We start from the raw sequence: 18,974 nt of genomic DNA on the forward strand, positions 1-18,974 counted from the left end.
TCAGCGGTGCTTCGTCCGCGACCCGTGGAACGCGCCTTCGCATGCGGCGAGCAGCTCGGGCGGGGCGAGGCGGTTGATATAGCCCGCCGATCCCTGATCCGAGAGCAGTTTTGCCGGAATACCGCCGACCACGCCGCGCTCGGGCACGTCCTTCGTCACGACCGCATTGGCGCCGATCGCCGCCTCCGCGCCCACGGCGATGCCGCCGATGACCTTGGCGCCCGACCCCAGAAAGCTGCGGTCGCCGATCACCGGGGCGCCGCGCCGGCCGCCGCGGTTCATATAGCCGAGCACGACGCCGTGGGTGATGTTGACATTGCTGCCGAGCACCGCGTCGCCGTGAAAATAGAAGCCGCCGAAACGGTTGAGGAACAGCCCCGGCCCGATTTCCATATATTCGGGGATCGCAAAACCATATTTGTAGCGCGCGCGCAGCAGCAGCCACTTGGCGAGTGGATAGAGACCGAAAGCCTTGGCGGGCTTCAGCTTGAGCCAACCGGTCGTGCGCATCAGCACGGTGTATTTATATCCGGGAGTGAAGGCATAATGCCGCGCGAAGGCGCCGAAGCCGGTGCGGCCGGCATAGCGATAGAGGTCAGCGGCGAGCAGCGCCTTGAGCTTCGCGAAGCTCACCGGGCAGCCGCGCAGATGCGGCTTGCCAGTCTCCTCGGAAACGGGCTCGTCGAACGCCGGAGCGGGGGCGAGCGATGCGCTGGCCATGTCCATCAGAAATAACGCTCGCCGAAACGGATCGTGTCGCCCGGAAGCACCGGGAAATCGGCGGTCATCTCATATTCGCGCTCGCCGGCTTCGCCCGCGCGTTTCAGGAAGACGCGCTTTTCGTTGGCGCGATAGGTGAAACCGTCGGCCTTGGCGACGGCACCGCGGATGGTGAGGCCCTGCGTATAGGGATATTCGCCCGGCTTGTTGACTTCGCCGAGCACATAGACGGGCCGGAAGCTCGCGACCTGGACCGAGACCTTGGGCTCGAGCAGATAGCCGTCGCCGAGCTTCGCTTCGATCGTCTTCGACAGCTCGTCGGTCTGCAGCCCGGCCGCCTTGACCTCGCCGATCAGCGGGAAGGCGATCGTGCCGGCGGGGGAGACTTCGAAGTCGCCGGTGAGCGTCTCTTCGCCATAGGTTGCAATCTTGACCTTGTCGCCGGGCGAGAGACTGAACGCCTCGGCGGGCGGCGGTGCGGCGCCGCTGCCGGCGAGCGGCGACTGCCCGGCGCACGCGCCGAGCATTGCGAGCGTGCCTGCCAAGGCGATCTGCTTAAGCCATTTCATGAAACCACTCCCGGACTTGATGCTGCAATGTCTTTGAATTCGGTCCCCGTGCGGAATCCGGCGAGCGCCGCCTCGATCCGGGCCCAATAATTCGCCGCGGCCTGTTCGACGCCATAGGCAAGCGAACGGGTGCGCGCGCGCGCGCCGCATTCGCTGCGGTGCGGCTCGGCGAGCACCCGGCGCAAGGCGGCGGCGAAGGCTGGCACATCATCGGTCGGCACCAACGCGCCGGCATCGACATCGATCCCGCCGCCGATCGTCTCGCGCGGCCGGTCGGCCAGAATCTCGGATGGGCCGGAGGCGCAATTGGTCGCGACGACGGGCACGCCGCACGCCATCGCCTCGACCAGCCCGTTCGGGAAACCCTCGGCGTTCGAGGGCATCGCATAGGCCTGCGCGCGGGACACCACCGCGAAAGGGTTGGCGACGAAGCCCGGCATGTCGACCCGGTCCGCGATACCGAGCGACGCGGCGAGCGCCTCCAGCGCGCCGCGCTCGGGTCCTTCGCCCAGGACGACGAGGCGCTCCGGCGGCGCGGCCTGGGCATAGGCGCGCAGCAAGAGCGGAAAATTCTTGTTCGGCATGAGCCGCCCGGCCGAGACGATATAGGGATCGGCAGGCACGAAGGCGGGCGGTTCGGCGGCCAGTTCGGCGATGCGGCGATGGTCGACCGGATTGGCGATCGCCGACATGCGGCTGCGCGCGACGCCGAAATTGGCGGCAAGATCGTCGACGACGCCTTCGGACACGGCGATGACATGCGCGGCGCGCGGATAGACGAGGCGAACCATCGCCTTGGCGGCAACGGCACTGCCAAGATGGGCGCTGGTGTTCACCCGTTCGCTGATCAGCCACGGCCGGCGGCGTCCCGCCATCGCCCAGGCGTTGGCGATATTGGCGCGGGTCAAAAAGCTGAGCGCCGCATCGGGCTTGAGCCGTCCGGCGAGCGCGCGCAGCCCGGTCAGGCTCGGCAGCAATTTATGCCGCGCGTCGAGCTGATGGGCCGCGACCCATTCGGGGATGTCATAGGCGCGCGGTTCGTCGTCGAGCAGCGCGAGATGGATGTCGTAGCGCGCGCGCCACGGCTCCGACCCGCCGAGCAGGGTCGCCAGCACGCGCTCGGCGCCGCCGCCCGCAAGCGAGTTGATCGCGAACAATATCCGCTTTCGGTGCAGCATGATTCCTCGTTGAAGCTGGTGCGGAATGCGCCTTGGAAGAACCCTTACCACGCCGAATTGTTGCAGTGCACACAGGCGCGCCCGCTTCATCGCCCGCGGGGGGCATTTGGCCGATTCGAGCGGGTTTCGCGCCGGGATGGGTCTATTACCGGCGACACCGATGAACGTTTGCGGAGATATGTAATGGACATTCGGCGCGTCGAGTGTCTGGACGGCTTGCGCGGCGTTGCGGCGCTCTGGGTGCTGCTCGGACACATGATGATCCTCACCGGTTTTCGGCTGCCGCTGATGAGCAAGCCCGACCTGGGCGTCGACCTGTTCATCCTGCTCTCGGGCTTTTTGATGATGTTTCAGTACCGGCTGCGCGCGGGAAGCGAGGATTGGACCGCGCCCGGCACCTGGGCCGCTTTCTGGACGCGGCGCTTTTTCCGGTTGGCGCCGCTTTTCTATGTGACGCTTGCCGCCGCGCTGATTGCAGGACCGGCGATCTATGAGGGCCGCGTCGCGATCGACAGCTTCCTCGGCCAGTCGCTGCAGCCGTCCGAACGCTATCTCGACGGTAGTCTCACGAACATCGCGCTGCATCTGAGCTTCCTGTTCGGATTGCTGCCCGACTATGCCTTCCGCACCCCGCTGCCCGACTGGAGCCTCGGGCTCGAGATGCAATTCTACCTGCTTTTTCCTTTCCTCATACTGCTCGGACGGCGGTTCGGCTGGATCGCGTCGGCGTTCGTCGCGGCCGGCGGCGGGGTGGTCATCGCGCTGCTCGCCGGGGCGGCGGGCCTCGACTATCCGATGCCGTCCTTCCTGCCATTGAAGCTCCAGCTTTTCCTCGCCGGCATGCTGCTCGCCGCCGGTGCGGGCGAAAGCTCTGCGCGGCTTTGGATGCGCCTCGGCGCGGCGATGCTGCTCGCCGCGATCCCGATCGGCGGCGATCAGGATCTGCTCCATTTCGCGGTCCGCGAACTGCTCGTCTTCGGCTTTTTCGCGCTGGTGCACCTGCGTTCGCTCGGCGTCATCGACTGGATTTCGCGGCTCTTCGGTAGCCGGCCCTTCTACTGGCTGGGCGAGCTTTCCTATGGCACCTATCTGATCCACCTCCTGATTCTGCAGCCCGTCGCGGCGGCGGTGATCGGACGGTTCGGCACCGGACTCGGCGCGGTCGAGCGCTTCATCCTGACCGGCGCGATCGTTGTGCCGGCGACCTATTTCCTTGCCTTTGTGACCTACAGGCTGGTCGAGCTGCCGGGGCAGCGGCTCGGGAAGGCGGTCATCAAACGAGCCGTCGGACGCGGTACGCCGCGCGCACATCAGACCGTTCCCGAAAGGATCGCCGCGCCGTGACGGCCGATTCGCCCTGCTATCCCGATACCAATGGAGATTATCCGATGGACCGACGCGCATTGCTGACGGCGATTGCCGGCGCCGCCGCCGCCGGTGCCTGCACGCGGCGCGACGACGATGGCGCCGGGACCGACCGCGCCGGCCGCCCGACGCTGGCGATCGATTCCGAAGGGCCGGGGCGCTGGCGCATCCGCAGCTGGCAATGGCGCGCGAACGCGTGGCGGCCGCGGATCGCGCGGGCGCGACGGGCCGGCGGCAAGATCGAAATAGACGGCGCGATCGATGCGGCCGACCGCGCCGAAGTGATCGCTCGGCTTCGCGCCTAAGCGTCCTAACCTCTCGCCGGCCCCGGGGTGGTGGAGGGGCGTGGGACCGGTCGGCGCGGCGCAAGCGCATCACGGTAGATTTCGAGCGTTTCCGCCGCCGCCCTGTCCCAGCTGAAACGCGCGCGAACAGCGTCGCGATCGACCTGGAAGTCGGCGCAATCGGCGTTTAGCCGCGCGATAAGTTCAGCGACGTCGCCGACCGCGAAATAATTCACGGGATCGAGCCCGATGTCGAGATTGGCCGGAATGTCGCTGAGCAGCATTCGCGCGCCGCAACTCGCCGCCTCCAGCGCCGCGATCGGCAGACCCTCGTGATAGGAGGGCATCACGAAGAGGGCACAATGCTCGTATAGGCATTTCAGCGTCGCGCGCGACTGGACGCCCGCAAAGATCACGCGGTCGCTCGCGCGTTCGAGGAGTTCGCGGGCATATTCGCTTTCGTGATCGGCCGAGCCTGCGATCACCAGCTTGGCGGTGCAGTCGGACCGTTCATAGGCGTCGATCAGATCGTGCAGGCCCTTTTCGGGGACAAGCCGCGCGACCGCGAGGAGGAAGTCGCCGTCGTCGATTCCCAGCCGCTCGAATATCAGCGCGGGATCGGCATCGCCGGGCAGGTCGGACGTGCCGTTGGGGATATAGGCGACCCTTTGTGCGCGCTGCGGGAAACTCTTGCGCAATTGCGCGGCGAGCGAGGGGGAAACGGCGATGACCCGGTCGGCGAAGTTCAGCGCCAGCCATTCGCCGGCGCGCAGCGCGCCGCGCGCGAGCGGGCCCCATTTGGCGCGGTGATAATCGGTGCCGTGGTGCGTCACGACGACCTTCAGGCCGAGCAGCCGCGCGACGGGCGCCAGCAGGCCGGGACCGATCGCATGGATATGGACGAGCCCGGCGCCACGCTTGCGCGCCGACAGCACGGCGAGAAAGGTCGACACGATCGCTTCGAAATGCTGCGAGCGCGGGCAGGGGATGCCGACGATCTCGACCCCGCGATGCTCGCTTGCGGGCTCGGGCAGATATGGCGCGCGGCCGAGCACGACCGAGCGGTGGCCGGGCCACAGCGCCTTGATCCGCGGCAGCAGTTCCTCGCAATGGCTTTCGATCCCGCCCATAACATGCGGGAAGCCGCGCAGGCCCGTCACGCAGATGGTGGGCGACCCCGACCGGTCGCCGGAAGACATGTTCGTCCGTTGCAGCATCATAAAACTCCAAAAGCGCCCCGCCGGATTTCCCGGCTCAGGCCACCGCTGCCATCGGCCCTCTTCCACCATTTTCTATTTCATTGAGATACCAGTCGACGAACCGCTCGATCCCGCGGGAAAGCGGCACCTTCGGGCTGTATCCGGTAAGCGCGTTGATCGCCGAGATGTCGGCATAGGTCGCGGTCACATCGCCGGGCTGCATCGGCCGCATCAGCTTGACCGCCGGCCGGCCGAGCGCACGCTCGAGCATCGCGATCATGTCCATCAGCCCGACCGGATTGCAGTCGCCGATGTTGAGCAAACGATGTTCGCCGCCGACCGGCGGCCTGTCGAGTACCCCGACGACACCATCGACGATATCGTCGATATAGGTGAAGTCGCGCGCCATCCGGCCCTCGCCGAACACCTCGATCGGCTGGCCGAGCAATATCTTCTGCGCGAATCCGTAATAGGCCATGTCGGGCCGACCCCACGGGCCATAGACGGTGAAGAAGCGCAGCCCGCTGAGCGGCAGTTTGTAGAGCGTGGCATAGCTCTGGCTCATCAATTCGCAGCTGCGCTTGGTTGCGGCATATAGCGAGACGGGCGCGGTGCAGGGTTCGTCCTCGCGGAAACCCGCGTCGCCGATCGGACGGTCGCCATAGACCGAACTCGACGAGGCGTAGACGAGATGCTCGATAGTGCCCGCGTGGCGCGCCGCTTCGAGCACCGCGAGATGCCCTTTGAGATTGCTGTGCTCATAGGCGAAGGGGTTTTCGAGGCTGTAGCGCACGCCCGCTTGCGCGGCGAGGTGGACGATGCGGCGAATGCCGTTCGCCTCGACCAGCTCGCTGACCAGCCCTGGGCTGGCGATGTCGCCGTCGATCAGCCGGAAACCCACATTGCCGGCCAGCCGCGCGGTGCGCGCTTTCTTCAGCGCGACGTCATAATAGTCGGTGAAGCTGTCGAGGCCGATCACGCGCTCACCGCGCGCGAGCAGCCGTTCGGACACCGCATGGCCGATGAAACCGGCGGCGCCGGTGACGAGAATGGGGCTGTCGTCAGTCACGCCGCGCGCCTTTCGCTCGAACCTTCGGCATCCTCATCGGGATTGCCCGGCCGCCCGATGCCGACATAGCGCAGGCCCGCCGCCTCCGCCTGTGCGGGGCGATAAATATTGCGCAGGTCGACGAGCAGCGGATCGGCCATCGCCGCCTTGAGGCGCGCGAGATCGAGCGCGCGGAAGGCATCCCATTCGGTGACGATCACCGTCGCCGCCGCGCCTTGCGCCGCGGCATAGGCGGAGGCGGCATAGTCGACATCGCTCAGCACGGTCCTGGCCGCGTCCATGCCCTCGGGGTCATAGGCGCGCACCTTGGCGCCGGCATCCTGCAGCGCCTGGATGATCGCGATCGAGGGCGCATCGCGCATGTCGTCGGTATTGGGTTTGAAGGTCAGACCGAGCACCGCGACGGTGCGGCCGCGAACCGGCCCGTCGATCGCCGCGAGGATCTTGCGGCCCATCGCGCGCTTGCGCTGCTCGTTGACCGCGACGGTCGCCTCGATCAGCCGCAGCGGCGCGTCGTGGTCCTGCGCCGTCTTCATCAGCGCGAGCGTGTCCTTGGGAAAGCAGGAGCCGCCGTAGCCTGGTCCCGCATTCAGGAATTTGCCGCCGATCCGGTTGTCGAGCCCGATGCCGCGCGCGACCTCCTGTACATCGGCGCCGACCTGTTCGCACAGATCCGCCATCTCGTTGATATAGGTGATCTTCATCGCGAGAAAGGCGTTCGCCGCATATTTGATCAGCTCGCTCGTGCGCCGCCGGGTGAAGACGATCGGCGCCTTGTTCAGCGACAGCGGGCGATAGACTTCTTCCATCGGCGCGCGGGCGCGTCCGTCCTCGATACCGATGACGACGCGGTCGGGGCGCTTGAAATCCTCGATCGCCGCGCCTTCGCGCAGGAATTCGGGGTTGGAGGCGACGGCGAACTCGGCCGCGGGATTGCATTCGCGGATGATCCGCTCGACCTCGTCGCCGGTGCCGACGGGGACAGTCGACTTGGTGACGATCACGGTGAAGCCGCTCAAGGCCCCGGCGATTTCGCGCGCCGCGCCATGGACGAAGGAAAGATCGGCGTGGCCATCGCCGCGGCGGCTCGGCGTGCCCACAGCGATGAACACGACGTCCGCGGCGCCAACGGCTTCGGAAAGCTCGGTGGTGAAGTCCAGATTGCCCGCTGCGACATTGCGCGCGACGAGGCTGTCGAGCCCGGGCTCATAGATGGGAATGCCGCCGGCGCGGAGCCGGGCGATCTTGTCCGCATCCTTGTCGACGCAGGTCACATGATGGCCGAAATCGGCAAAACACGCGCCCGAAACGAGCCCGACATAGCCGGACCCGATCATTACGATACGCATTACGCGTTGCTCCCTATTTATATGAAGGCGATTATGCTGCGCTTGCGAACAATCATCCCGGATAGCCCTCGCCCGTCAACTTGGCAGCTTTGAAAAGAGGCAATTCGGAGGCGAAGCGAATGCGCCCGCAATTCCGATTCAAAATGGGGCAGAATTAAAAAAGCGAGAGAAATTTAAGGAGATAACTCGCGACTTCGCGCAAACGAAGATCGAGCGCTTTGGATGCGATGCGACGAAACGTTTCGACTTGAACTTGCCACGCGTCGGCGCGGGACTAGAAGCTGGATACGATAAGCTGTGGGAAGGGCAGGATGCTGGAAGCGCAACGCGCGGCATTTTTCGCCGACCTGCCGGTGTCGCTGGCGGTTCGCCGCGACCGGTTGGGGCGAGCGATGCTGATGATCGAAGAAAATGCCGATGCGCTGTGCGCGGCGCTCGCTGCCGATCAGGCGAATCAGGATGTCGAGTCGGCGAGGCGCTCCGAAGTGGTCCCGGCATTGGCGGTGTTGCGCGCGGCGCGAAACAGCGTCGGGCAATGGATGCGCCTCGAAACCGATGGCCGGTTGCTTGCGCGGCTTTGGGGCGGCGGCGACTATGTCGAATATCTGCCGGTCGGCGTGATCGGAATATCGGCGCCTGCCTCGCTGGCATTGCTCCAGGTGGCGACTGTCCTCGCCGGGGCATTTGCCGCGGGCAATCGGATAATGCTGAAATTTGATACCGCCTCGCCGCGACTGGGCGACCTGATCGACCGGCTGGCTGCCGGCTTTTTCGATCCGCTCGAATTGGCTGTCGCTTCGGACGCGGCCTTTGCGGGGCGCGCATTCGATCTGCTCGTAACCAGCGAACAACAGGGCGACGGCATGATGATCGCGCGCTCGGGCAAGTCGCCGGTCATCTTCGGGCGCTCGGCCGATTTTGCGCGGGCTGCGGACAAGGTGATCGCGGACAAGCGCGTCCGGGGCGGACGGGTGCCGCTGGCGCCCGACTATCTGCTCGTGCCCGACGAGCGGGAAGAGGCGATCGCCGCCTGGCTGTGGCGCGCGGCGATGCAGCCGGCCGCGAACGAAGCGGCGCCGACCGCTGCCGAGCAGGCGCGATGGACGCGGCTGCTGGACGACGCGCGCGCGCGCGGAGGCGAAGTGATGACCGCACGCCCGCGGGGGACGGAAATGCCGCTCCACATCGTCCGCCATGCCAGCGAGGACATGCTGGTGATGCAGGAGGATGTCGAGGGGCCGATCCTGCCGTTGTGCAATTATGCCCGGATCGAGGACGCGATCGCCACGATCCACCGTCGCGCGCCGCCGCATGCCATATATTATTTCGGGCGTGACGGCGCCGAGCGCCGGCATGTGCTGGGGCGCACCCTGTCGTCGGCGATCACGATCGACGGGCGGGCGCTGTCTCCGGTTACGGCGGGCGCGGGCATGACGCTCAATATCGGCTCGGGGGAAGCAGGCTTTCGTCGGTTCAGTCGAACCCGGCGCGTCTGCCGCCCGCCTTTCTTCGGTCTCGCAACCCGGCTCGCGATCAAGGGCGGCGACGATCTTTCCGGGCCGGAACCCGCGCTGCACTGATCCCGGACACACTACGCCGCGCCGCATCGCGCTCGCTCTTACTCGCGCCGACCGCCTAACGCCGCCGCATGGCCGACATGCCCTCCCGCCGCGTTGCGAGCGCGGTTCAGATCGCCGCGAACGGCGAGCCTGTCTATGTCGTGCGCTCGGATGCCGCCTATCGCGACGTGCGCGCCCGCGATGTCGGCAACGGCCTGTTCGTGATTCGCGAACCGGTACGCAATGTGCGGATTTCCAACGTCAGGGTGGCAAGCGGTTATCGCGTCATCGAAAATACCGCGGCGCCCGGCGTGGAGGCCGCAGGCTGCGTTGGGCTGCACGTGCGCGGGGCGAAGGCGAGCGATCTCGAACGCAGCTTTGCGCGTATCCGCTATGACAGCCGCGATGGCGTGATCGAGGATGTGAGCGCGAGCGGCAGACTTACGACCGGTTCGACCGATCTTCCGGTCGGCATCGGATTCGCCGACACGGCGCATGATTTCCGGATCGAGCGCTGTTCGATGCGGGGGTTTCAGTGGAAACGCCGCGACTCGCAATATTGGAACGGCGACGGCTTCTCGACCGAGCGCGGCAATGCGCGGTTCCTGTTTCGGCAGTGCGCCGCCTGGGACAATAGCGACGGTGGGTTCGACCTGAAGTCGACCGAGACTTTGCTCGACGATTGCACCAGCGGCCGCAACGCGCGCAACTTCCGGCTCTGGTCGAGCATTCGCGCGACGCGGCTTATCAGTCTCGATCCGATCAAGATCGGCGGAATCGGCGACACCAACCATTTTTCTATCATGGCGCCGACAGGCGCGAACGAGCCGCTGGTCATCTATATCGAGCATCTGACGGTGAAGAGCGATCGCGGCTGGCCGATCTTCGACGTTCATAACGGACCCGCCAGGATTATCATCGGCTCGCACGATATCCAGGTGCCGCGCGGAACGCAGCTGGTCCGCTCGCGAGGCGGGGGTTCGGTGCCGGGCGGGGTATCCTTCAAGGGCGAGCCGCCGAAGCTTTGAAATAGCCCCGACGCACTTTGGACACGCTTCGACGCCGGGCTCTTGCTGCAATGCAGCGTAAAGGCGCAAACCGCGCCCGTCAGCACGTGGCGATCGTGTCTGGCAAGCCGAATACTGGTTTTTTGGGGGGGAACCCAGTGACCAGAAAAGGGTGGAAAAATGCGAAAGATACGCAAGGCCGTGTTCCCCATTGGCGGCCTTGGAACCCGGTTTCTTCCGGCGACCAAATCCATGCCAAAGGAAATGCTGCCGGTCGTCGACCGGCCGCTCATTCAATATGCCGTCGACGAGGCGCGCGAGGCGGGCATCGAACAGTTCATCTTCGTCACCAGCCGCGGCAAGAGCCTGATCGAGGATCATTTCGATCACGCCTTCGAGCTTGAGGAAGCGATGGCGCGGCGCGGCAAATCGCTTTCCGCGCTCGACGGCACCCGCCCCTCGCCGGGCGATATTACCATCGTGCGGCAGCAAGAGCCGCTCGGGCTCGGCCACGCCGTCTGGTGCGCGCGTCGCCTTGTCGGTGACGAGCCCTTCGCCGTGTTGCTGCCCGACGATTTGATGGTCGGCGAGCCCGGCTGTCTCAAGCAGATGGTCGAAGCCTATAACGACCTTGGTGGCAATCTGATCTGCACCGAGGAAGTGGCGGCAGACCAGACGCATAAATATGGCATCGTCACCCCCGGAGCGCAGGCGGGGCCGATCACCGAAGTGAAGGGGCTGGTCGAAAAGCCGGCGCCCGATGTCGCACCGTCGCGGCTCGCGATCATCGGCCGCTATATTCTCCAGCCCGAGGTGATGGACGTGCTCGGCAGTCAGGAGGAAGGCGCGGGCGGCGAGATTCAGCTCACCGACGCGCTGGCGCGAATGATCGGCCAGCAACCCTTCCACGGCGTCACCTTTGCGGGGACGCGCTATGACTGCGGCGACAAGAGCGGTTTCGTGACTGCGACGCTCGCGCTCGCGCTCGGCCGTCCCGATATCGCGCCCGCGGTCCGCGCTTTCCTGGCTGCCGCGTGACATGGATGCACTTTCACGGCGTACGTCGCTTCGTCAGGAAGCGGATCCGCAGGTCGATCGCGGCGCGCTGATCGACCTGCGCCATATCGGCGGGATTTTGCGCCGGCGATGGATGGTGCTGTGTGCGGCGATGGTCGCGGCGATCATCGTCGCGACCGCCGCCTATCTCGTCGCCGAGCCGCGCTATCTCGCCACCGCGCAGGTCGCGCTCGAACGCACGGCGGAGCGGGTGATCGACGTCGATGCGGTGACCCCGACCGCCGATCCCGATTCGGCGGCGGTCGACACCGAAGTGCAGGCGCTGCGCTCGCCCGAGCTGATCGGGCGGGTGGTCGACCGGCTGCGGCTCGCGCGCGATCCCGCGTTCAACGAGGCCGCGGGGCAGGGCGCTCCCGCAGCGCAGCCCGACCTGATCGGGCGGCAGCGCGCGATCGGCGCGCTGCTGGGCGGCCTGACGGTGAAGCGCGACGGGCTCTCCTATGCGATCAGCGTGTCTTACGAAGGGAATACGCCGGCGCAGGCGGCCCAGATCGCCAATGCGCTGGTCGACGACTATGTTTCGGGACAGGCGGGTTCGAAGGCCGAGGCGACGCAGCGCGCACAAGGCTTTCTCGAGAAGCGGCTTGAGGAGCTGCGCACGCAGGTGCTCGGCGCCGAGCGAGCGGTCGCCGACTATCGCGCCGCGAACAATCTTTTCGCCGTTTCCGAAGCCAGCACGGTGACGCAGCAGGAATTGTCGGGTCTTTCGACGCAACTCGCGCAGGCCAAGGCGGAAAATGCCGCGGCGCAGGCGCGACTTTCGGCAGCACGCGCACAGGTGCGCGGTGGACGGAGCGGCGAGGAACTCGGCGACTCGCTCGATTCTCCGGTGGTCAGCCAGCTCCGGGCCCAGCGCGCCGAGGCCGCGCGCGAGGTGGCGGCGCTCGAAAAACGCTATGGTCCGCGTCATCCTGCGCTGGTTCAGGCGCAGAACCAGCTCCGCACCGCCGACCAGCATATCGCCGCAGAGGTAAAGCGCATCGTCGCCAACGCGTCGATCCAGGCGAGCATCGCCAATCAGCGCGCGGCTTCGCTCGCGGGCTCGGTCGCGCAGACTCAAGGCAAGCTCGCGAGCGACAATGAAGCATCGGTGCGGCTGGCCGAGCTGGAGCGCAACGCCGAATCGTCGCGGACTCTCTATCAGGCCTTCCTCGACCGCTATCGCCAGACGGTCGCGCAATCGGGGCTCGAGCGCAGCGATTCCTATATCGTCAGCCGTGCGCGCGTTCCCGGTGCGCCCAGTTCGCCTAACATGCTGATCTATGCCGCAATGGCGGTGGTCGGCGGGCTCGGTATCGGGGTTCTGCTCGTGGTGCTGCTGCAATTGCTCGAGCGCGGGCTCGAGACGAGCGACGCGATCGAGGAAGCTTTGGGGTTGGCGACGCTCGCCTCGATCCCCGACGCGCGCACCTTGCCTGGCTATCGCAAGTCGGGGCTGCCGGCGCCGCCCGCGGAGCTGCTGATCAAGCGGCCGCAATCGACCTATGCGGAGGCGTTCCGGGCCTTGCGCACCTCGATCCAGTTCGCCGAGGCGGCGAAGCCGGTCCGTGTCGTCGCGATCACCTCGGCGGTGCCGGGCGAGGGCAAGACGACGACTGCGATGGGTCTTGCCCGCGCGATGGCGGCGACGGGCGGCAAGGTGCTGCTGATCGACGCCGATGCGCGCCGGCGTGCATCGAGCCGGCAGTTCGCCGAGGGCGTAACGCTCGGCCTCGACGAAGTGCTGGCAGGCGAGGCGACCCTCGATCAGGCGATTGTCAAGGACAGCCTGTCCGACGCCTGCTTGCTGCCGCAGCGGCTCGATTCGAAGGGTATCGGCCTGACCGAGAGCCCGCGGCTCGCCGAGCTGATCGAACAGGTGCGCGACCGCTACGACCTCGTGATTCTCGACACGCCGCCGGTCCTGCCGGTCGACGAGGCGCGCGTGATCGCCAGCATGGCGGATGGCGTCGTCTTCCTCGTACGCTGGCGCAAGACGCCGTCGAAGGCGGCGTCGGTGGCGCTGCGCCGGCTCTACGACGTCCATGCCGAAATGCTGGGCGCGGTGCTGACGCTGGTCGATGTGCGCGAGCAGGAACGCGCCGGCTATGAGGATGGCGGCACCTTCCTCAAGGCATACCGCCACTATTATGCCGACTGATCCGTCGGCGCCGTGACCGCGCAGCCGCTGCCCTATGGCCCGGCCTTCGGGCCCGGCATATTGGTGCCCGTCACGCTGCTGCTGCTCGTCCCGCTGGTCGTCGCGGCGCGGCGGGCGGGCGGCATGGCCGGGGCTTTCGTGGTCGTTGCGCTGTGGCTGCGTACCACCGCGGGCGCCTATCATCTCTATATGTTCCAGCCGCTTGCGGGCGGACTGTCGGGTAACGCGCTGCTTTCGGTCGCGGTGACGGGCTTCGGGCTGCTTTTCGTCGTGCGGCCCGCCAATCTCGCGCTCAAATGGCTCGTGCCCATCTATGTGCTCATCCTGCTCGCGCTGGTCAGCGCCGTCCTCAACGGCGATCCGGTGGGCGGCGTCAATGTCGCGGTCAAATATGCCTATATGATCGTGATACTGCTCGCGGCTTTCCAGGCGCTGCGCCGCGATCCCGATGCGCGCTTTCTGACCTGGGCGATGGTTTCCTTCCTGCCCTTGCTCGTCTTTCAGGCGCTGTCGCTGGCTCTTAACATGCCCAAGGGGGCCGAGGATGGCGACGGGCTCGTCTGGATCGGCGGCTATAATCACGAGGCGGCCTTTTCGGTCGCGCTGCTGACGGGGTTCCTCGTCGGCGGCCTCGCGCGCTCGGCGCCGCGCGCGGTGCGGATCGCCTTTCTGTCCGTGACGCTCATTGCCATTCTGCTCGCTGGTTATCGCACCACGATCCTCGCGCTCGCGCCGCTCGCGCTGGCCATCTTCCTCGGCGGGGTGACGATGAGCGTGCGGCGCGACCAGCGCGGTGCGATGGCGGTGACGGCGACCGTCGCGGGGGCGCTGCTCTTTGCGATTGCGGCGCTGCTCTACCGCGAGAGTTTCGCCGACCTCGCCGCCTTCCTCGCGGACCCGGCGGCGCTGATCAAGCCGCCACGCGAGTTCGACCTGCTCGAGCGGCAGGTGATGTCGGGTCGCCCGCTGATCTGGAGCAGCTATATCTATGCCTGGGCCGACGGCACGCCGCTTCAGCATTTGTTCGGCCTCGGGCCCGAAAGCTGGGAGGGCGTGTTCAAAGTCTATCCGCACAACACGCTGGTGGCGACGCTCTATGAACTCGGCTGGTTCGGCGTCGCGGCGATGATTGCCTTGTGGACGGCGATGTTCGCGGCGGCGGCGTCGGCGCGCGGCGACCGCTTCCTGCTGATCGCCGCCCATTTCGCTTTCTTCCTGCTCAACATGGCGACGATGCCCTTCTGGCAGGTCGAGGGGCTGGCGTTTTATGGCCTGCTCTGCGGTTACACCGTCCATGCGGCGCGTGCGGCGACGCGGCGGGGGACAGTCTCTCCGGACCGGTTTGCTTACCGATTGCCAGAAGGCCGCGGGATTCGGGTGCGATGATGGTGCCGGCTACAGGATTCGAACCCGTGGCCCCCTGATTACAAATCAGGTGCTCTACCAACTGAGCTAAGCCGGCGCTCGCGCTCCCCTAAGCATTTTTCGGTCCGATGGAAACAGCGGACGTGCGGGAAAATGCGGTAGGCTGGAAATGGTCAGATAATGCCGAAGGTCCAGCCTTCGGTTCGGGCGAGGGCCTCGGTCAGCGGGGGCGGCGACCAAGGGGCGGCCTCGCTCGCGATCGTGCGTAGCCACGCCGCGGTCAGCAGCGCGTCGCTCGCATGGTCGCTGACCGGGCCGATAAGGCCGGCAGGCGGCGATCCCAGTACGGCGAGCGCAGCATCGAGCGCCGCGCCGTCGCGGATCTTGCTGCGCCCCGGCGGCAGGCCGGCCGCGCGCGCCGCAAGGCTCGTATAGATTTCGACGAGCAGCGGGCCGCGGGCCGGAACCGGATCGAGCGGCCACAGCGGGATCCGGTCTGACAGCCGGTGCAGCAGGCGCATGCCGGCGAGGCTCGCCTTGCCGACCTGCGCCGCGCCGACAAGGTTGAAATTGCTGACGCTCGCGGCCTGCTTGGTCGCGCGCTGATATTGCTCGACGATCCGCAGGCGGCCCGCGCCGGGCGCGAACAGATCGCCGACATCGCCCCGGCCGTGGCGAAAATGGCGCCGCGCGTCGGGATGGCCGAGAAAGGCGCCGGCTTCATAGTGCGGATCGACGCGCGCGAGCCGCTCGACCAGCGCCCAAAGCGCCCGAATATCGGCGGGGCTCTCGCTCCATTCGGGAAAATAGGCGCCTTCGTCGGCAAAGGCGAAGGCGGCCGAGAAATCGAAGCCGATCAGCATGTCCTCGCCCGCGGCGGCGACATCCTCCAGCCAGGCGAGGATTTCGGCGCGCGACCAGATATGGCCGGGCCGTACGAGCGCGGGCGCCGCCGCGCCGCTCGCGACCGCGAGCGCGATCCCGCGCTGGCGCTCGCCGCGGGCGCCCGACCAGTCGAGAGCGGTGAAATGGGTGAAGCGACGCATCGGCGCGCCTTAGGCGTTGTTCCACTTGCGTGGAAGCGGCACCGGCCCTCTCTCACCCCGGCCTCCCTAGGTTACTATCGTTGGGGAGGCCGGGTGGGGGAAGAGGGCCGGTGCCGCTTCTGCTTCAGCGAAGCTGAAGCCTGCCCATCTCACCTTGCACAAAGGGCGACGGAGCCCCACATGCGCCCCATGCTGATCGAAACCGAATCGACGCCCAATCCCGCGACGCTCAAATTCCTGCCCGGCCGGGCGGTGATGGAGACGGGAACCCGCGACTTCGCGAGCCCCGAAGAGGCCGAAGCCTCGCCGCTCGCGAGCGCGCTCTTCTCGCTCGGCGATGTGACGGGCGTGTTCTTCGGCCGCGATTTCGTGTCGGTGACGATCGCGCCCGGCGCCGAATGGGCCGATGCGAAGCCCGACGTGCTCGGTATCGTGATGGATCATTTCCTCGCCGACGTGCCGCTGTTCAATGCCGCGAGCGCGGGTTTCTCGGTTCCGGCCGAGGATGAGGGCTTCGCCGACGATCCCGCCGACGCCGACATCATCGACCAGATCAAGGAACTCATTGAAACGCGCGTCCGCCCCGCGGTCGCCAACGACGGCGGCGACATCATCTATCGCGGTTTCGACAAGGGTAATGTGTATCTGAAGATGCAGGGGGCCTGCGCCGGCTGTCCCTCCTCGACCGCGACGTTGAAGAATGGCATCGAGTCCCTCTTGAAACATTATGTTCCCGAGGTAACGGCAGTTCACGCCGTTTGATTTTTTCCTCGAGGAGTTAGCCCATGAGCGAGCCGCTTTCCGACAGCGCTCTCGACCAGCTGTTTCGCACCGCGCGCACCTATAATGGCTATCACGACAAACCCGTGACAGAAGCGCAGCTGCACGCGATCTGGGACCTGATGAAGTTCGGCCCGACCAGCGCGAACAGCCTGCCGGCGCGGATCGTCTGGTGCGTGTCGGACGAAGCGAAGGCAAAGCTCGCCGCGCACGCCATTCCGGGCAATGAGGAAAAGATCCGCAAGGCCCCCGTTACCGCGATCATCGCGATGGACACCGAGTTCTACGAGCATCTGCCCGAATTCTTCCCGCATACCGACGCGCGGAGCTGGTTCGCGGGCAACGATGCGCACGCGGAGACGACCGCGTTTCGCAATTCGAGCCTGCAGGGTGCCTATTTCATCCTTGCCGCGCGCGCGCTCGGGCTCGACACCGGGCCGATGTCGGGTTTCGACAATGCCGCGGTCGACAAGGCCTTCTTCGCCGACGAGCCGAAGGTGAAGAGCAACTTCATCTCGACCCTCGGCTATGGCGATCCCGCGAGCATTTTCGAGCGCAGCCCGCGCCCGGATTTCGCGCGCTTCAACCGCATCGCCTGAGCGGCGCGCGCTCCCGCCCATGCGCCATCTGGTCATCGATTCGGCGAGTGAAGCCTGTTCGGTGGCGCTGATCGAGGCGGGCTCGGTCGTCGATTATCGCCACGAAGTGATCGGGCGGGGTCACGCCGAGCGCCTCGTTCCGCTGATCGCCGAACTCGTCGGTGGCGGCCGCGCCGACGTCATCGCCGCCGGATGCGGCCCGGGCAGCTTTGCCGGGGTGCGCATCGGCGTGGCCGCAGCGCGCGCGCTCGCGCTCGGCTGGCAGGTACCGGTCCACGGCTTTTCGACGCTCGCCCTCGTTGCCGCCGCCGCGGCGGACGACATCGCGGCGGCAGACGGTGCGCTGGTGGTGATGGAGGGCGGCCACGGCCAATGGTTCGTTCAGCCTTTCGCCGCCGATCTCGCCCCGCGCGCCGAACTTCGATCGCTGCTTCCCGACGAGGCGATCGAACTCGTCGACGCGCTGGTGGTCGGCAATCGCGCCGAGGCCTTTGTCGCGAAACGCGGCTCGGGGCGTGCGCTCACGATGCTGCCCGACGCGCGCGCCTTTTTGCACCTGCCCGCGAGCGCGATGATCGACACGCCGAGCCCGATCTATGGCCGCGCGCCCGACGCCAAGCCGATGGCGCGTGCATGACCGCCGCCATTCGCCTCGCCACCGCGCGCGTCGGCGATCTGGCCGCGGTGATGCGCGTGATGGATGCGGCGTTCGAGCCCGCCTATGGCGAGGCGTGGACCAGCGCGCAGCTTTTGACCCTGTTCGCGCTGCCGTCGGCGCGCGTGTGCCTGGCGTGGGAGGGCGAGCAGGCGTGCGGTTTTTCCGCCGCGCGGATCGCGGGACCCGAAAGCGAATTATTATTGCTCGCGGTCGACCCGCAATTTCGCGGCCGCGGGATCGGGCGATTATTGATCGAAGACTGGCGCGTCTGGGCTAGAGGCGAGGGCGCCGAAGACTATTTCCTTGAAATGCGGGCCGACAATGACGCGGTTCATCTTTATGAACGCGCGGGCTTTACCGAATGCGGGCGGCGCCCAGCCTATTATCGCGGCAACGACGGCAAGCTTCGCGATGCCATTACGATGCGGCGGCCGGCCAGCGAGAGTCTAGGCGACTGATCTGTCATTGCGGAATTATATCCAAAGTGGCACTAATCCCTGCGGTGAAAGAAAAAATCCAATATTCGCCGAGATACTTCTGGGTAATCGAAAACAAGGAATAGTCTCATGTCCGATTCTGCCGACACCAATGAGATGCTCGTTACGTTGACCGCCGACATTGTCGCGGCGCATGTCAGCAACAACAGCGTCGCCATTTCAGACCTCTCCATATTGATCAACAATGTCCACGCCGCGCTGTCGGGTCTCGGAAGCGAGCCGGTCGTGGAAGAAAAGCTGGTGCCGGCGGTTTCGATCCGCACCTCGGTCAAGCCCGACTATATCGTCTGCCTCGAAGACGGCAAAAAGCTGAAGATGCTGCGCCGCCACCTGATGACGCATTATGGCATGACCCCCGACGACTATCGCGCCAAATGGGGTCTTGCTGCCGACTATCCGATGGTCGCGCCCAATTATGCCGAAAAGCGCCGCGCGCTGGCGAAGGAAATCGGCCTCGGCACCAAGGGTCGTGGCGGCGGGCGCAAGCGCAAAGCCAAGGCCTGACAGCCGCGA

Annotated in this window: 19 protein-coding genes and 1 tRNA gene; 12 read left to right on the plus strand and 8 right to left on the minus strand. The window is 66.3% G+C overall.

What is annotated here, in order from left to right; genetic code table 11:
- The 3 genes from OVY29_RS00810 to OVY29_RS00820 are packed head-to-tail and all read right to left on the minus strand — an operon-like array spanning position 1 to position 2,467.
- Positions 1-726: a serine acetyltransferase gene (locus OVY29_RS00810; protein ID WP_313910647.1), complete on the minus strand. Its 726-nt coding sequence runs from the start codon at positions 724-726 to the stop codon at positions 1-3.
- Positions 726-1,289 carry a polysaccharide biosynthesis/export family protein gene (locus tag OVY29_RS00815; RefSeq protein WP_037555304.1) on the minus strand — a complete coding sequence of 188 codons (564 nt, stop codon included), beginning with the start codon at positions 1,287-1,289 and terminating at the stop codon, positions 726-728. Before OVY29_RS00815 ends, OVY29_RS00810 begins: the two co-directional genes overlap by 1 nt.
- Positions 1,286-2,467, minus strand: a complete 1,182-nt coding sequence (locus tag OVY29_RS00820) for a glycosyltransferase (RefSeq protein ID WP_052182222.1) — start codon at positions 2,465-2,467, stop codon at positions 1,286-1,288. Before OVY29_RS00820 ends, OVY29_RS00815 begins: the two co-directional genes overlap by 4 nt.
- A 183-nt stretch (positions 2,468-2,650) precedes the next feature.
- Here OVY29_RS00820 and OVY29_RS00825 point away from each other — a divergent pair, with 183 nt between their 5' ends.
- Together OVY29_RS00825 and OVY29_RS00830 are read left to right on the plus strand one after the other, a co-directional pair.
- Positions 2,651-3,811: an acyltransferase family protein gene (locus tag OVY29_RS00825; RefSeq protein WP_037555305.1), complete on the plus strand. Its 1,161-nt coding sequence runs from the start codon at positions 2,651-2,653 to the stop codon at positions 3,809-3,811.
- Between the two features lie 44 nt (positions 3,812-3,855).
- Positions 3,856-4,137 (plus strand): hypothetical protein, encoded by a 282-nt coding sequence (locus tag OVY29_RS00830; RefSeq protein ID WP_313910648.1) that lies wholly within the window; start codon positions 3,856-3,858, stop codon positions 4,135-4,137.
- A 5-nt stretch (positions 4,138-4,142) separates the two neighbouring features.
- Here OVY29_RS00830 and OVY29_RS00835 read toward each other — a convergent pair whose 3' ends face one another.
- Genes OVY29_RS00835 through OVY29_RS00845 form a run of 3 tightly spaced genes read right to left on the minus strand, consistent with a single transcriptional unit; the run spans position 4,143 to position 7,733 of the window.
- The gene (locus tag OVY29_RS00835) at positions 4,143-5,336 is read right to left on the minus strand and encodes a glycosyltransferase family 4 protein (RefSeq protein ID WP_052182223.1); all 1,194 of its coding nucleotides are present in this window, start codon (positions 5,334-5,336) and stop codon (positions 4,143-4,145) included.
- A 34-nt stretch (positions 5,337-5,370) separates the two neighbouring features.
- The gene (locus tag OVY29_RS00840) at positions 5,371-6,384 is read right to left on the minus strand and encodes an NAD-dependent epimerase/dehydratase family protein (RefSeq protein WP_037555307.1); all 1,014 of its coding nucleotides are present in this window, start codon (positions 6,382-6,384) and stop codon (positions 5,371-5,373) included.
- Complete coding sequence (locus OVY29_RS00845; protein WP_313910649.1) at positions 6,381-7,733, minus strand: UDP-glucose/GDP-mannose dehydrogenase family protein; 1,353 nt, start codon at positions 7,731-7,733, stop codon at positions 6,381-6,383. Before OVY29_RS00845 ends, OVY29_RS00840 begins: the two co-directional genes overlap by 4 nt.
- Positions 7,734-8,044: 311 nt before the next feature.
- Here OVY29_RS00845 and OVY29_RS00850 point away from each other — a divergent pair, with 311 nt between their 5' ends.
- From OVY29_RS00850 to OVY29_RS00870, 5 genes are all read left to right on the plus strand, one after another.
- On the plus strand, positions 8,045-9,313 hold the full coding sequence (locus tag OVY29_RS00850) for an aldehyde dehydrogenase family protein (protein WP_052182224.1): 1,269 nt from the start codon (positions 8,045-8,047) through the stop codon (positions 9,311-9,313).
- A 68-nt stretch (positions 9,314-9,381) separates the two neighbouring features.
- A complete protein-coding gene (locus tag OVY29_RS00855) occupies positions 9,382-10,320 on the plus strand; it encodes a hypothetical protein (RefSeq protein WP_037555309.1) in 939 nt (312 codons plus the stop codon).
- A gap of 159 nt (positions 10,321-10,479) precedes the next feature.
- The gene (locus tag OVY29_RS00860; protein WP_037555310.1) at positions 10,480-11,337 is read left to right on the plus strand and encodes a UTP--glucose-1-phosphate uridylyltransferase; all 858 of its coding nucleotides are present in this window, start codon (positions 10,480-10,482) and stop codon (positions 11,335-11,337) included.
- Between the two features lies 1 nt (position 11,338).
- Positions 11,339-13,516, plus strand: a complete 2,178-nt coding sequence (locus tag OVY29_RS00865) for a polysaccharide biosynthesis tyrosine autokinase (RefSeq protein ID WP_313910650.1) — start codon at positions 11,339-11,341, stop codon at positions 13,514-13,516.
- A 12-nt stretch (positions 13,517-13,528) separates the two neighbouring features.
- Positions 13,529-14,902: a hypothetical protein gene (locus OVY29_RS00870; RefSeq protein ID WP_052182225.1), complete on the plus strand. Its 1,374-nt coding sequence runs from the start codon at positions 13,529-13,531 to the stop codon at positions 14,900-14,902.
- Here OVY29_RS00870 and OVY29_RS00875 read toward each other — a convergent pair.
- Positions 14,903-14,978, minus strand: a tRNA-Thr gene (locus tag OVY29_RS00875).
- Between the two features lie 76 nt (positions 14,979-15,054).
- Entirely contained in the window at positions 15,055-15,927 is an 873-nt protein-coding gene (locus tag OVY29_RS00880) for a hypothetical protein (RefSeq protein ID WP_037555313.1), read from the minus strand.
- Between the two features lie 189 nt (positions 15,928-16,116).
- Between OVY29_RS00880 and OVY29_RS00885 the strand changes: the two genes are divergently transcribed.
- The 5 genes from OVY29_RS00885 (at position 16,117) to OVY29_RS00905 (ending at position 18,965) form a co-directional block, all read left to right on the plus strand.
- The gene (locus OVY29_RS00885; protein WP_037555358.1) at positions 16,117-16,689 is read left to right on the plus strand and encodes a NifU family protein; all 573 of its coding nucleotides are present in this window, start codon (positions 16,117-16,119) and stop codon (positions 16,687-16,689) included.
- A gap of 23 nt (positions 16,690-16,712) precedes the next feature.
- Entirely contained in the window at positions 16,713-17,306 is a 594-nt protein-coding gene (locus tag OVY29_RS00890; RefSeq protein WP_037555314.1) for a malonic semialdehyde reductase, read from the plus strand.
- 19 nt (positions 17,307-17,325) lie between these two features.
- Positions 17,326-17,943, plus strand: a complete 618-nt coding sequence (gene tsaB, locus OVY29_RS00895; protein WP_037555316.1) for a tRNA (adenosine(37)-N6)-threonylcarbamoyltransferase complex dimerization subunit type 1 TsaB — start codon at positions 17,326-17,328, stop codon at positions 17,941-17,943.
- Positions 17,940-18,422 carry a GNAT family N-acetyltransferase gene (locus OVY29_RS00900; protein ID WP_052182226.1) on the plus strand — a complete coding sequence of 161 codons (483 nt, stop codon included), beginning with the start codon at positions 17,940-17,942 and terminating at the stop codon, positions 18,420-18,422. Before tsaB ends, OVY29_RS00900 begins: the two co-directional genes overlap by 4 nt.
- A 108-nt stretch (positions 18,423-18,530) precedes the next feature.
- Entirely contained in the window at positions 18,531-18,965 is a 435-nt protein-coding gene (locus OVY29_RS00905; protein ID WP_037555318.1) for a MucR family transcriptional regulator, read from the plus strand.
- Positions 18,966-18,974 lie beyond the last annotated feature (9 nt).

The organism is Sphingopyxis sp. SE2 (genome assembly GCF_032227185.1).
GTDB lineage: Bacteria > Pseudomonadota > Alphaproteobacteria > Sphingomonadales > Sphingomonadaceae > Sphingopyxis.